This window comes from Candidatus Nealsonbacteria bacterium, assembly GCA_026396195.1.
Taxonomy (GTDB): domain Bacteria; phylum Patescibacteriota; class Minisyncoccia; order Minisyncoccales; family JAGGXC01; genus JAPLXH01.
The window spans coordinates 22,786-37,024 of sequence record JAPLXH010000012.1; the positions used below are offsets into that span (position 1 = coordinate 22,786).

At 34.9% G+C, this 14,239-nt stretch carries 14 protein-coding genes; all 14 read left to right on the forward strand.

Translation table 11 applies throughout. The features are described 5' to 3' along the window. The first annotated feature begins 88 nt into the window (after positions 1 to 88). The gene (locus tag NTU58_04220) at positions 89 to 1,879 is read left to right on the forward strand and encodes a peptidoglycan-binding domain-containing protein (GenBank protein MCX6764875.1); all 1,791 of its coding nucleotides are present in this window, start codon (positions 89 to 91) and stop codon (positions 1,877 to 1,879) included. Positions 1,880 to 1,966: 87 nt separating this feature from the next. After that, the gene (locus NTU58_04225) at positions 1,967 to 2,452 is read left to right on the forward strand and encodes a hypothetical protein (GenBank protein MCX6764876.1); all 486 of its coding nucleotides are present in this window, start codon (positions 1,967 to 1,969) and stop codon (positions 2,450 to 2,452) included. A gap of 28 nt (positions 2,453 to 2,480) precedes the next feature. Further along, on the forward strand, positions 2,481 to 3,497 hold the full coding sequence (locus NTU58_04230; GenBank protein ID MCX6764877.1) for a peptidoglycan-binding domain-containing protein: 1,017 nt from the start codon (positions 2,481 to 2,483) through the stop codon (positions 3,495 to 3,497). 290 nt (positions 3,498 to 3,787) lie between these two features. Further along, entirely contained in the window at positions 3,788 to 4,033 is a 246-nt protein-coding gene (locus NTU58_04235) for a helix-turn-helix domain-containing protein (protein ID MCX6764878.1), read from the forward strand. Positions 4,034 to 4,039: 6 nt separating this feature from the next. Continuing rightward, complete coding sequence (locus NTU58_04240; protein ID MCX6764879.1) at positions 4,040 to 4,531, forward strand: adenylyltransferase/cytidyltransferase family protein; 492 nt, start codon at positions 4,040 to 4,042, stop codon at positions 4,529 to 4,531. Then, the gene (locus NTU58_04245) at positions 4,531 to 5,289 is read left to right on the forward strand and encodes a hypothetical protein (GenBank protein ID MCX6764880.1); all 759 of its coding nucleotides are present in this window, start codon (positions 4,531 to 4,533) and stop codon (positions 5,287 to 5,289) included. Before NTU58_04240 ends, NTU58_04245 begins: the two co-directional genes overlap by 1 nt. A gap of 1 nt (position 5,290) precedes the next feature. Then, positions 5,291 to 6,355, forward strand: a complete 1,065-nt coding sequence (gene gmd / locus NTU58_04250) for a GDP-mannose 4,6-dehydratase (protein MCX6764881.1) — start codon at positions 5,291 to 5,293, stop codon at positions 6,353 to 6,355. After that, positions 6,337 to 6,930, forward strand: a complete 594-nt coding sequence (locus NTU58_04255; GenBank protein MCX6764882.1) for a dTDP-4-dehydrorhamnose 3,5-epimerase family protein — start codon at positions 6,337 to 6,339, stop codon at positions 6,928 to 6,930. Before gmd ends, NTU58_04255 begins: the two co-directional genes overlap by 19 nt. A gap of 9 nt (positions 6,931 to 6,939) precedes the next feature. Continuing rightward, a complete protein-coding gene (locus NTU58_04260; GenBank protein ID MCX6764883.1) occupies positions 6,940 to 7,596 on the forward strand; it encodes a methyltransferase domain-containing protein in 657 nt (218 codons plus the stop codon). Positions 7,597 to 7,623: 27 nt separating this feature from the next. Then, positions 7,624 to 8,724: a DegT/DnrJ/EryC1/StrS family aminotransferase gene (locus NTU58_04265; GenBank protein MCX6764884.1), complete on the forward strand. Its 1,101-nt coding sequence runs from the start codon at positions 7,624 to 7,626 to the stop codon at positions 8,722 to 8,724. A gap of 4 nt (positions 8,725 to 8,728) precedes the next feature. Continuing rightward, a complete protein-coding gene (locus tag NTU58_04270; protein ID MCX6764885.1) occupies positions 8,729 to 10,201 on the forward strand; it encodes a flippase in 1,473 nt (490 codons plus the stop codon). Beyond that, positions 10,189 to 10,935 (forward strand): SGNH/GDSL hydrolase family protein, encoded by a 747-nt coding sequence (locus NTU58_04275; GenBank protein ID MCX6764886.1) that lies wholly within the window; start codon positions 10,189 to 10,191, stop codon positions 10,933 to 10,935. The genes NTU58_04270 and NTU58_04275 overlap by 13 nt, the downstream gene beginning before the upstream one ends. A gap of 59 nt (positions 10,936 to 10,994) precedes the next feature. Further along, on the forward strand, positions 10,995 to 12,410 hold the full coding sequence (locus tag NTU58_04280) for a radical SAM protein (GenBank protein MCX6764887.1): 1,416 nt from the start codon (positions 10,995 to 10,997) through the stop codon (positions 12,408 to 12,410). A 72-nt stretch (positions 12,411 to 12,482) separates the two neighbouring features. Next, on the forward strand, positions 12,483 to 14,239 hold a 1,757-nt coding region (locus tag NTU58_04285; GenBank protein ID MCX6764888.1), incomplete at its 3' end, for an N-acetylneuraminate synthase family protein.

Below are 14,239 nucleotides of genomic sequence, written 5' to 3' on the forward strand. Positions count from 1 at the left end.
TTCTTCAAGAAAGAAGATTTTTTGTTATTTTTTTAAAAAATATGTTAATATAATTTTAATAAGTTTTCGGCAGTTTATTTTTTATTTTATGGCAAGAAGCAATTCTTTTAAAAAAATTTTATTTTTAGCATTATTTTTGGTTTTTTTAAGTTTACCTTTTTTTAGCTTTGCCGACGACTCTTTGGGACAGAAGAAAGAGTTTTTTATCGAGCCTTCTTATGACATTAACAACAGAGATAAAATAAGCGCAACTTTGAGAGTGAGTACAAACCAAATTTATTTTTATGTTGAAGATGAATGGTGGGATAAATTCGGAACAAGCAAGGAAGCAGAAATCAAATCGGCTCTTATTTCTCTTTCCCAGTTTTTTCAGGATAAAACTTATCCCATTTTAACTTCAACTTTCGGTTCGGAATGGAAACCCGGAATAGATAAGGACAATAGGATTGCTGTTCTTTTTCACTCAATGAAAGAAGAGGCGGCCGGTTATTTTAAAGCCAACGACGAATATCCCAAGTTACAGGCCCAGAATTCTAATGAGAGGGAAATGGTTTATTTAAATACAAAAAACATTATAAGCCCTTTGTCTAAAATTTTTCTTGCTCATGAATTTTTGCATTTGATTACCTTTAACCAAAAAGAAAAAAAATACGGCGTGACAGAAGATACTTGGCTGAATGAAGCCAGGGCCGAATATACTCCAATGCTTATTGGCCCTGACAGCGATTACCAAAAGAGCTATTTGGGAGAAAGAGTAAATATTTTTTTAGACAATCCTTCAGATTCTTTAACTGAATGGAACGGAGGTGTTGCTGATTACGGGGCCCTGAATCTTTTTACTTATTATTTAGTTGAGAAATACGGCGTTAAAATTTTAATAGACTCTCTCAATTCAAAGGAAACCGGCATAAAAAGCCTAGATGAGGTTTTAATCAAAAACGGCTTTAAAGATAATTTTTCCCGGATTTTTACCGATTGGACCCTTGCAGTGTTCGTTAACGATTGTTCTTTTGGTGAAAAATATTGTTACCAGAATAAAAGCTTAAAATTTATCCGAGTAATGCCCTCGATTAATTTTTTACCTTTTGGGTCCAAAAGTAATTTAATCGTTAACCAAAGCACGAAAGATTGGTCGGGCAATTGGGTCAAGTTTATTGGAGGAAAGGGGATTCTGAAGATTGAATTTATCGGAAAATCAGATAAATTATTTAAAATTCCTTATCTTTTAAAGGATATCTCCGGCAAATATATTCTTAACTTTTTGCAGCTTGATGAAAATCAAAAAGGGGAGATTTTAATTCCAGGATTTTTAACGGAAATCAGCTCAATTACTTTGATTCCTTCAGCCCAAAGCAAAACTTCAGGGTTTTCAAACACTGAACTTGAGACTTATTTTTCCTGGTCTGCCTCCATTGTCAGCGAACAAGAATTAAAAGAAGAATCAGACTCAATATATTTGGAAAAACCCCTTTCAAGTATGACTAAAGAAGAAATTTCAAATAAAATAGTCGAACTTGTTGAATTAATAAATCAGCTTAGAAGCCAGCTCGCCACCCTTGGGACGGATAAAGAAACAGAATCCGAGGTTCCTGTTCCTTTTCCCTGCGGAAGATTCGAAGAAGACCTTTCCTATGGATTAATAGATAGTCCTAAAGTTAACTGTCTTCAAGAGTTTCTAAAATCTCAAGGAGATGATATTTATCCCGAAGGCTTGATAACAGGAAATTTTCTTTCTTTAACCAAGTCTGCTGTTATTCGCTTTCAGGAAAAATATGCTGACAGTATATTAATTCCCTTAGGATTAAAAGAGGGGACTGGTTTTGTAGGAGTTGCAACCCGCGCCAAAATCAATGAACTTCTTCAAAATAAAAATTTTTAAAGTTATCCACAGCGTAAATTTTTCGTAGATAAACTAAAATAAAGCCATAAAGGTCGAAAAGACTAAATATTTTTTAAATTAGGTTTTATGAAAAATAAAGGTTCTTTATATTTGGGACTAACAGTTATTTCTTGTGTTTTTTTGATTACCTTGGGTTGGGTTTATTGGGTTTATGGAACCGCGATTGGAGCAAATATTAGTACCGTTGATTTTACTGCTTCCGGCAATGCCACTACTAGCGGTAATTTTGCAGTTACGGGATCCACTGTTTTGGCTACTACAACAATTGGACATGATGGAACAGCCATTAATACAATTCTGCATGGAACAATAGCCATAGACCCCCCTTCAATTGCTGCTTCTTCAACTGGAATAGGAACCGCTGCTTTAGCCAGTGCTACAGCTGATATGCAGTGTTTTATTCAAGCTCCCTGGAATTTAAATGATGATTTGGTTCCTAAGGGGTGTACAACAACTGCTGATGTAATCGGAGTTTATCTTTATAATTCTGATCAACTTAACGCGGCAATTAATGACACTTCAAAGACTTGGGGATATATTTTGGTAAAATAAAAATTAGATAAAAAAATCTAATAAAATAATGAAAACAGTCAAAATTCCCTTTTATATTCTAGGAGGATTATTTCTTCTGCTTATTTTCCCTGGTCAAATCCAAGCAGCTAATATTAGTTTTGCTTCCGATACAGAAGTCAGTTTTACCGGCGTATCGCCAATTGTTTATATTAATTCCGGTTCCGCCTGTGATTCTCTAATAGTTACCGCATCTGCCCTTAATGCTGATATTTCAGACGCTAGCAATTTTACTCTGGAAACAACAGCTCATACTATTTTAGGAGCAACTGCGTCAGGCGGAACAATAAACGTGGCTATAGATACCACTTATTTAGGTGGCGGTTATATCAGCCAATGGACAGCGAGCAGTACTCTTGCTGCAGCTACAGCAGCTTTTAGCGTAGGAGTTTCTTCTGATTCGGATTTTTATACAATAAAAGTGGACGGCTCTGTATTTAGTAATTATCAAGCTGTTGGCGGAACAGTAAGTTTTACTTATAATGGTGGTTTTTCCAGTAAGACCTTTACTATAAACTCTTTACCTAGGGGTGGTTTAGTGGGAGGCACGACCGCTCCATCTACCACCTCAGCTACAACAGCTACAACCACAACAGAGACAACAACGGTTCCAACAACCAAGCCTGTTTCTGAAATGAGCATTGAAGAGTTAAAAGCAGAAATTACAAGAATTACCGCTTTGATTCTCCAGCTTCAATCTCAATTAAGTGGTATTTCGGGAGAAGTGATTAACTGGGATTCAAGTGATTTTACTTTCAAGAACACCTTGAAATTCGGGATGGTTTTACCTGAAGTCAAATACTTGCAGCTTTTTTTGAATTCTGATTCTCAGACCAAACTTACTGATGTAGGAGTTGGTTCACCGGGAGATGAAACAAATTTTTTTGGTGTTTTAACCAAAGCCGCGGTTGTCAAATTCCAGGAAAAATACGCTTCTGAGATTCTGACACCGTTAGGATTAACCAAGGGTACTGGAATTGTTGGCAAAGCGACTATAAATAAAATAAATTCACTTCTAGGGAAATAAAAATAGATAATATTTAATTAAGACGATCCAATAACCCCTCATTAGGGAGGGGTTATTTATTTTCCAAACTTAATACTTTTTTCGCTAAAAAGGGGACGAAGTTTTTTTAGTTCGTTTAGTGGGAGCTGTGGAAAACCCCTTATTTTTATCTATATTCGAACCTATTGACACCTATTGACACCCTTTGAAGGGTGCTTTATTATAAAGAAGTATATCATAATTGGTAATTGAACAACTAACGGCGCCAGTTCTTTAATAATGGCAGTCGTTAGTTTTTATAAATAAAAATTATGCCTGAAATAAAACCAAACGAAATTTATACAACCAAAGAAACCCAGGATTTTTTGAAAATTAGTGAGAGCACGATTAAGAGAATGTTAAAACGAGGAATTATAAAGGCTTATAAGGTAGGCGGAACTTACAGAATTTGGGGAAGCGAGATATTGCAGTTAATTTCTCCAAAAGTTGAATCAAAAGTTTATAAGGCCTACGATCATCTTAGGGAAAAAACGAGAAAAACAATTGAAAAATGGTAAGCTGCTATGCCAAGAAATAAAAATAAAAAAACAGTTGTTGCAGTTTCCGGAGGATTTGACCCTATTCATATAGGGCATATTCGTTTATTTAACGAGGCCAAAAAGCTTGGAGATGAGCTGATGGTTATTTTAAATAACGACAACTGGCTTATGGAAAAGAAGGGTTTTTTATTAATGTCTGAAAAGGAACGCAAAGAGATTATAGAATCATTAAGTTCGGTTGATAGAGTTATAATTTCTAAGCATCGCAAAGGTTTTAAAGACAGAAGCGTGTGTGCAGAACTGGCGAGCTTGAAGCCTGATATTTTTGCAAACGGGGGAGACAGAGATAAAACAGATGCTCAAAAAAAATCTTCTTCTTTAAGTCCGGAACAGGCATTATGCCAAAAATTAGGAATTAAAATGGTTTTTAACGTCGGTCGAGGCGGAAAAATCCAATCGAGTTCTTGGTTGGCAAAAAAATTTCCTAAATCAATAAAAAAAATTTTTGAAATTTAATGAAACAATATATAGGTAAAAAAATCGGCATTTTGGGGTATGGGGAAGTTGGCCAGGCAATAGCTGAATTTTACCGGAATCCTCGAGTTAAGGATCTAAAAAGAGACGACGGACTAAAAGGCGTGGAAATTTTAAATATTTGCATTCCATGGAATGATAATTTTGTAAAGATAGTTAGTAAAGAAATAAAAGAAATAAAGCCAAAATTAACAATCATTCATTCTACTGTTGCTCCGGGCACTACCCAAAAAATTATTTCTGGCTTGCCCCGAGCTTGTCGAAGGGTTGTTCATAGCCCCATCAGGGGAATACATCCTAATCTTTATAAGGGGATTAAAACTTTTGTAAAATATATCGGAACCGATGATGAAAAAGCGGGAGAAACTGCAAAAAGACATTTAGAAAGTTTAGGAATTAAAACAAAAATATTTCAGCCTTCAGTAACCACTGAAATAGGAAAACTTTTTGATACGACTTATTACGGGCTTTGCATCGCTTGGCACGGAGAAATGAAAAAAATGAGCGATAAATTAGGGATAAACTTTGAAGAAGCGGTAACGAATTTCAATGAAACTTATAACGACGGCTATAAGGCGTTGGGGAAATTGAATGTTATTCGTCCCGTTCTTTATCCTCCGGAAAACGGAGTCAAGGGACATTGCATCCTTTCTAACGCGGAGATTCTTAATAAAAATTTTAAAAGCGAAGCATTGGATTTAATTCTAAAATACAAACCGAAAAATAAAAATAAAAAATAATATGGAACAGGGAAAAACAAAAAAAGCTTTAATTACGGGAGTTACCGGCCAAGACGGTTCTTATTTGGCCGAACTTTTATTAAAAAAGGGCTACGATGAGGTTCATGGTATAATTCGCAGGTCAAGCAGTTTTCATACCGGTCGGATAGAACATATTTATCAAGACCCTCACGTTGAAGGAATAAAATTATTTTTGCACTACGGGGACCTTACTGATACGGGGAATATTGAAAAATTGGTTAACAAAATAAAACCCGATGAAATATATCATTTAGGGGCAATGTCTCATGTCAGGGTCAGTTTTGATATGCCCGAATATACCGCCAACACTTCAGGACTGGGAACATTAAGGATTTTGGAAGCCATAAAAAATTCCGGCTTGCCGATAAAATTTTATCAAGCCAGTTCCAGCGAGATGTTTGGTTCCTGTCCGCCTCCTCAGAACGAAAAAACTTCTTTTCATCCCAGAAGTCCCTATGCTTGTGCCAAAGTTTTTGCTTATCATACGGTCAGACTTTACAGAGAAGCTTATGGAATATTTGCTTCTAACGGCATTCTTTTTAATCACGAATCTCACAGAAGGGGAGAAACATTTGTCACCAGAAAAATAACCCGAGGAATTGCCAGAATTAAAGCCGGATTAGACAAGAAGATTTATTTAGGTAATTTAGAAGCGAGGAGAGACTGGGGTTTTACTCCGGAATATGTTTATGCAATGTATTTAATTCTTCAACATTCAACGCCCGATGATTTTGTTGTTGCTACCGGAGAGAGTCATTCCGTAAGAGAATTTTTAGAAGAGGCCTTTAATTACTCCGGCTTGGGAGACTGGAAACAATATGTAGAAATTGACCCCAGATATTTCAGGCCATCTGAAGTTGAAGTTTTGATTGGCGACGCCAGTAAAGCAAAAGAAAAAATCGGCTGGGAATCAAAGATTAAATTTAAAGATTTGGTTAAAATTATGGTTGATGCTGATTTGAAATTTCATAATTTGGCGCTTCCTGGAGAAGGAGAAAAGGTTTTAAAAGAAAAATTTCCCGAGAAATGGTGGGGAATAGATTAATTTTTTTGAAAGCGAATTTTAAAAATATCTTATCAGTTAATAAAAATATGATCAAAGCATCAAAAACAAAATTAGATAACGTGCTGTTATTCCAGTTTGAGCATTTTGAGGACCATAGAGGGACATATGCGCCGGTCTATCATAAAGAAGATTATGCTGCGGTTATGAAAAAGGAACTGGGCAAGGAAGTAGAATTTATAGAGGACGATTATGCTTTCTCGCGGAAAAATGTTTTGAGGGGAATTCATGGAGATAATAGAACTTGGAAACTGGTGACATGCATGTTTGGTAGTTTTTATATTGTGGTGGTCAATTGCGATGAAAAATCGGATAATTTCGGGAAATGGGAAAGTTTTGTTTTATCAAGAGAAAACGGTAAACAAATTTTGATTCCCCCGAAATATGGTAACGCCTACTTGATTTTAAGTGATGAAGCAATTTTTCATTATAAGCAGTCCTGTTATTATCAGGGGTCAGAAAAACAATTTACATATAAATATAATGATCCTCGATTTAATATCCGATGGCCGGTCAAAAACCCAATACTTTCCAAAAGGGATGAAACAGGGATATAAATTAAAATAATGAAAATAACAATAGAAAAAATTAAAAGAAAATCTATTGAAATGCCGAGAAATTTTTTCTTATTTAAAGTAGGGCCTATTCTTCGTTTTTTAAAAAAACGTCCGTTACCCGAAAATTCCGATAGAAAAATTTTAATTCATATAGGTTGCGGAGATTTTAACGATTCAAGATATATCAATGTGGATACCAGGTCGGGATGGCATATTCATCATAAAGATTCAGTCGAAAATATCAATAAAATATTTCCCGAAAATTATGCCGATTTGATATATGCCTGCATGGTTTTGGAGCACGTGTCTTACTTGAAGCTTTCTGAGGTTTTCAAAAATTTATACAAATCATTAAAAACCGGAGGAGTTTTACGGGTGTCCGTTCCGAATTTCGATGTTATTTTAGAAATGTATAAAGAAACAAAGTCCATCGAAGGAATCACGCCTCCTTTGATGGGAGGACAAGGATATGCCGATAATTTTCATTATTCGGTTTTTAATGAAAAATTTCTAAGAGAACTATTTGTAAAAAACGGCTTTAAAGATGTAAAGAGTTGGATTCCGGGCGCGGCTCTTTATCATAATTTTAACGATTGGTCAGGAAGAAGGTTTCCCCTCGGAGGCAAGGAATGGGAAATCAGTTTAAATATCGAAGCTGTAAAGTAATAATTATTAATTTTTCATATTTTTATTATGCAAAAAAAAATCATACCCCAAACCGAACCCTTTTTGGGCAAAGAGGAGTTAAAAGAAGTTTCCGATTGCATAAAAGCCAAATGGATAAGCGGAGGCCCTAAACTGAAAAAGTTTCAGGAAAAAATTGCAAAAATTTGTGGTGTAAAACACGCAATCGGGGTCTGCAACGGAACCCAGGCTTTATATGTGGGATTAAAAATTTTGGGGATTGGTTCCGGAGACGAAGTAATCGTTCCCGATTTTACCTTTATTGCTTCGGCGAACGCGGTAATTTGGGCCGGAGGAACGCCGGTTTTTGTCGATATTGATGCAAAAACTTTTAACATTAACCCTGAAAAAATCGAAGAAGTTATAACCCCAAAGACAAAAGCCATTATGCCGGTTCATATTTACGGCCAGTCGGCCGATATGGGCAGGATTATGGAAATTGCCAAGAAACATAATTTATTTGTGATTGAAGATGCGGCTCAGGGGATTATGGTAAGTTTTCAGGGGAAACCGGTGGGGGGATTTGGCGATGTCGGCTGCATGTCTTTTTATGCCGATAAAGTTCTGACAACAGGCGAGGGTGGAATGGTTCTGACAAATAACGATGAATTATTTAAAAAAGCCACCATTCTTTTAAACCAGGGCAGAACCGGCCGGGGATGGTATATCCACGACTACATGGGTTATAATTTTCGTTTAACCGACCTTCAGGCTGCTGTCGGCTTGGCTCAGATAAAAAAGTTGCCTGACATTATCAGTAAAAGAAATAAAATAGAAAAACTTTATCAAAAATATTTGGCCGGAGTAAAAGGCATTAAATTTCCATATGTTGATCCTAGGGGGAAAAGAGTTCCCTGGAGAATGATTATTTTGGTTGAAAAGCCAAAAGAGCTTTCGGAATTTTTAGATAAAGAAGGTATTAAAACCGTCAGGACTTTTTATCCGTTGCACCTTCAGCCTTGTTATAATATCGCCGGTGATTTTCCTAATTCTTTTTTTGCCTACGAAAAAATTTTGCGGTTACCTTCCGCGACCGCTTTGACCGAAAGGGAAGTTCGGTACGTTTGCGATAAGATTAAATTATTTTTTAAAAAAACCGGTAAAAAATAATTTTATGAAATTAGAGGCTTTAAGCAATGTTAAAAAATTTTTATTTGACAACACCACGGTCAGGCAGACGATTTCCAAGAATTATTTCTGGCTGATAGCTGGAGCGGGAATTAATAAATTATTGAAAATGGTTTTGATAATTTATGCCGCCCGAATTCTCGGAGTTACCGAATACGGAAAATTCAGTTTCGCATTGGCTTTTGTTTCATTGTTTATCGTTTTTCATGATTTCGGTTTGCCGGCTACCATTACCCGAGAGTTTGCCAGAGAAAAAGAGAAAGAAAAAGAATTTTATTCCGTTCTTTCTTTCACGGCTTTACTGGCGGTGGTGGCGTTGACTTTAATTTTATCGGGTTCTTTTTTTATAACTCAAGACCCGGGCATAAGGATAATAATTTTAATTCTAGCTCTTTTTAGCCTGATCAACGGTTTCGCAGTGGTTTTCTACGCTTTTTTTCAGGCGCGGCAAAGAATGGAGTATCAAATGTGGGCTGAAACATTGCAATCGATATTGGTAGTTGGAATGGGTTTATTCGTTCTTTTTAAAATGCCTTCGGTTGAAAATTTCAGTTACAGTTATCTGTTCGCGGCGATTATTTCTTTTATTTTTGTTTTGTTTTTTTTCAATTTTAAAATTTTTCCGTTAAGAATTTGTTGGGAAAAATCAGTTTGGAAAAAATTTTTTATCATGGCTTTGCCTTTAGGTTTAGCGGGCTCTTTTGGTTCCCTTTACAGTTATACCGATTCGGTAATCATGGGTTATCTTGGCATGATTAACGAGACGGGCTGGTATAACGCGGCGTATAGAATTTCTTTTACAGCATTCATTTTTATCGGCTTAATTTCTTCAAGTTTTTATCCCGTTTTGAGTGAAAATTTTAGAAAATCAAAAGAAATGCTGCAAAAAGTCTGGAATTATGAGATAGAAATAATAATTATTTTGGTATTTCTTTTTGTTACCGGCGGGATAGTTCTCGCTTCAAAGATTATTAATTTTGCTTACGGGCCGGCCTTTTTCCCTTCAATCTTAGCTTTTCAAATTTTAATTGTTACTACGGGGATAACCTTGTTTTACACAACCTTGAAAGATTTATTAATCGTCGCCAATTTGCAAAAAAAGTTTTTTATCGCCATCGCCGCGGGGGCGATAATAAATATTATTTTAAATTTAATTCTAATTCCGCGTTACAGCCTTTACGGTTCGGCGGTTGCCACAACAATAACCCATTCTCTGATTTTAATTACGTTGGCCATTTTCATTTTAAAATATACTTCTATTCGGCTTTCCATCAGGAAAGTCGGGTTGACCGCATTAATTTCGTTAATTTCAAGTTTTGCGATGTATTTTATTATTTCCCGACCCGAAATTTATAATCTTAATGTTTTTATTTCTATTATTATCGGGGCTGCCATATACTTCTTGGCATTTTTTTCTTTAAGGTATTCATTTAAAAAGTTACTTTTATGTCTAAACTAAAAATTATTACAATAGTCGGTGATTCACTGTCTATGGTCAGGTCCGGCAAAGAAATTTTTAATTTTTATCAAGACACGTACCCTTTTTTATTACAAGAATTGCTTTGGATTGATAACTATCTTGTGGTTTTAAGAAGCCGCATAAGAAATAATGTTTTAACCGAATCCCTGAAGGAAAATCTCGAAGAAGATGTTTTGTTTAATAACTCCAGGTATGTCGTTTTGCACTTGGGGATTGTCGACTGCGCACCGAGGGCGTTTAGTCTAATGCAGGAAAGAATTTTATACGTTTTCAGTCAAACATCGGTTTTAAAATATTTTTCAAGATTAGCTTGGTGGTTTCAGTCAAGATACAGAAGATTTTTTACAAAATATTTTCCAAAAACTTATGTTTCAGAAGAAGAATTCAGGGAAAAATTCAGTTTTATTGTTCGGGAAATTAAAAATAAGGCAAAGCCTAAAAAAGTTTTTGTTATAAATATCGCCGACACAAACGACAAGAATAAATTAAAATCTTTTAATTTTGAGAAAAATATCTTAAATTACAATAAAATTATCGAAGATTTGGTTGCGGGAAATAAAGATTTCTGTGAACTAATAGACTTATACTCTCAAACAAAAAATAAAAAAGAATTTCTTTGGGAAGACGGCATTCATTTGATGAAGGGAGCGCACGATTATTTGGCGCAAACTTTATGCGAAAAAATAAAAAAAGAAGAGCAATTAAATCAGTAGATTTTTTAAAGATGAAAAAAACTATAAAAAAATGATAACATCGTAATATAATTAAGGCCATGAATAAAAAAACAAAAGGCAAGGTATTGCTTGTATATCCGAATTGCGAAGGTTCCGGCGGTATTCCTAACGGTTTAGCGCTTCTTTCCGGGTGCCTGAAAACAGCCGGTTTTGAAATAAAATGCTTTGACACCACTTTTTTAAATTCACCTCCGTTAACTTTTTTTTACAGAGAAAAGCATGGAGGAATGATGAAGGCCGAGTATAAAAAATTTTGGGGAGAATGGACTCCTGAGCTTGCCAAGCAAATACCCGATTTATTTAAAAAAACTATTGAAGAATTTCAACCCGATTTGATTGCCGTTAATATTATCGATGTAACTTATAATTTTTCCAAAAAACTTCTTAATGGAATCAATAAAAAATACGGCATTCCGGTTGTAGCCGGCGGACCCACTCCGACATTGGCACCCGAACTTTTTGACCATGATGACTGTTTTGATATTATATGCGTTGGCGAAGGGGAAGATGCTTTAGTGGAATTGGCAAATTCTGTCGTTGAACATAAAAACTACAGCCATATTTTAAATTTGTGGGTAAAAAATAATAATGAAATTATCAGAAATAAATTACGCCCTTTGAAGAATTTAGACGAGATATCGTTTCAAGATTGGTCTATCTTTGATGAAAGGCATTATTATAAGCCCTATTGCGGTACCTTCAGGAGAACGGGATTTTTTGAACTTGCCCGTGGCTGTCCATTTAATTGCACTTTTTGCTGTACGGCCAATTTAAGGAAAAGATATGATGGGCTCGGAAAATTTTTACGGCAAAGAAGCATAGATAAAACCTTTGATGAAATTTGTTCAATTAAAGATAATTATAAACTAGAACTCGTCTTCTTTATTGATGATAATTTCTTGGGAATGTCCGAAGAAAGATTTAATTATTTTTGCGAACAATATAAAAAAAGAATTAACCTGCCTTATTATATTCAGACGCGCGCGGAAACTGTAAGAGAAGATTATATAAAAAAATTATTGGAAACCAATATATCAACAGTTGCCATTGGCATCGAAAACGGCAACGAGGAATTTAGAAAAAAAATAATGAATCGGACCATGTCTAATGCTGTTCTTGAAAAAGCTTTCAATATCGTTCATAAATATAAAATTCGTTCAACTGCGAACTTCATAATTGGAATGCCCTACGAAGATGAAAAAACATTTTATGATTCAATACGCCTTATACAAAAAATTAAGCCCTCAAGTTATTCAATTAATTATTTCCAGCCATATCAGGGGACAAAGATGAGAGAAATTGCCATTGAACTGGGTTTTATACCAAAAGACCATATTATCAATGAATCAAATACTTGCCTTGATATGCCTCAGTTTAAACGGGAAAGGATAATACATTGTTACGAAAATTTTAAAAAATATATTGAAAATGAAATTCCTATGCCAAAAGAATGACAGTGTTTTTTTTAAAATTAAAAATTTATAGTTAAACATTATAATCAAATAAATATCATGGAAGACATTAATATGAAAAATAAAGAAATAGATAATAAAAAAAGAGTATTTGTTATGGCAGAAATGGCCGCTTCTTATGAAGGCGACCCTAAGATTGCCGAATTTATCATTGAAAAATCGGCGGAAGCTAAGGCGGACGGAATAGAGTTTCAAATGAGAGATTTGGATACTTACATAATTCCTTCGGACGTGGACTATCAGCAAACTAAAGACTTATGTTTAAGCCAGGATGATTGGGGAAGACTTATCGAAAAAGCATTTTCTTTGGGTTTAGACGTTTGGGCTAATGTTTATGATTTAGCCAGCGCTAAATTTTCTAAAGATAAAAAAATTAAAGGATTTAAATTCCACTCATCGGTTTTAGAGAACGAAGATTTAATTAAAGAAGTAATTCAAACCAAAAAACCCCTGCTTTTATCGATTGGCGGCATAGAGGAAGAGGAAATTAAAAAAACACTTGATTTTATTTATTCAATTGATAAAAAGGTGGAAATTTACTTAATGTACGGATTACAAAATTTTCCGACAAAACCGGAAGGCGTTAATTTAAATTTTATTAAAGAATTATCTGAAAAATTTAATCTTCCGTGGGGTTATCAGGACCATTCAGAGCCAACTTCACCAGCCTCCAATTATATGTCAATTTTAGCTATTGGCAGGGGAGCTTCCATTATTGAAAAACATATTACCCACAATCGAGCTTTAAAGGGCGTAGACTATGAAGCAGCTTTAAATCCGGATGAATTTGCCGATTTTGTTAAAGACATCAGAATTGTTAATAATATTATTAACAAAAAACCGGAAGAAGTTTCTTCCGACGAATTACAATATAAAGAGTATAAAACCCTGATGAAAGTCGTGGCCACGGCCGAGATTAAGCCGGGAGATAATTTTTCTAAAGATAATATAGCCGTAGTTCGGGCAAAAAAAGGAGAAATAAAAGGTAAAAATTTAAAATTTTTACTTAATAAAAAAGCAAAACAAAATTATCAAAAATTCGAGCCAATTAAAAGAAATGAATTTTTTAAAATAGGAATATTTATTACGGCCAGATTAAAATCAAAAAGACTTTCTTTAAAAGCTATAAAACCAATCTTAGGCAAACCAATGATTGATTGGATGATAGAGAGATTAAGACATTGTAACATTGAGCCGATAGTGATGATGACTTCAACCAATCCTCAAGACGACCCGTTGGTTGAAATTGCGAAGAAACAAGGAATAGATTATTTCAGGGGCAGCGAAGAAGATGTTTTACTGAGAATAAGAGATTGTGCCAGAAAATTTGATGTTGATTTGATTGTCAGTACTCCTGCCGATAACCCTTTGGTTGAACCTATTTTTATTGAAAAAATGATTGAGAGAAATTTTGAGAAAAATTTTGATTTTTGTGAAGTTGAAGGATTGCCAATCGGTTGCGGGACGTACGGTGGAGCTTATGTTATTTCAAGAGAAGCGGTGGAAAAAGTTTGTCAAATAAAAAAAGACTCAGATACGGAAATCTGGGGACGTTTTTTTAAAGAATCGGGCAAGTTTAAGTGTGAAGTTCTTAAGGTCCAAGACCCGAATATATACCGGCCTCAATATCGCTTGACCGTAGACGAAGAAAAAGATTTTGAATTAGTTTCTGAATCCCTTAATAGAAACAAAATGAAAATTTACGTGTTGGATAAGGGGGTATATGGCAGCATTGTGGTGACGGCAAAGACGAGAGAGGAAGCTGTTAAGATAATCAAAGCGGAGGATGAATTCATAAAGGAGGAAAGAAT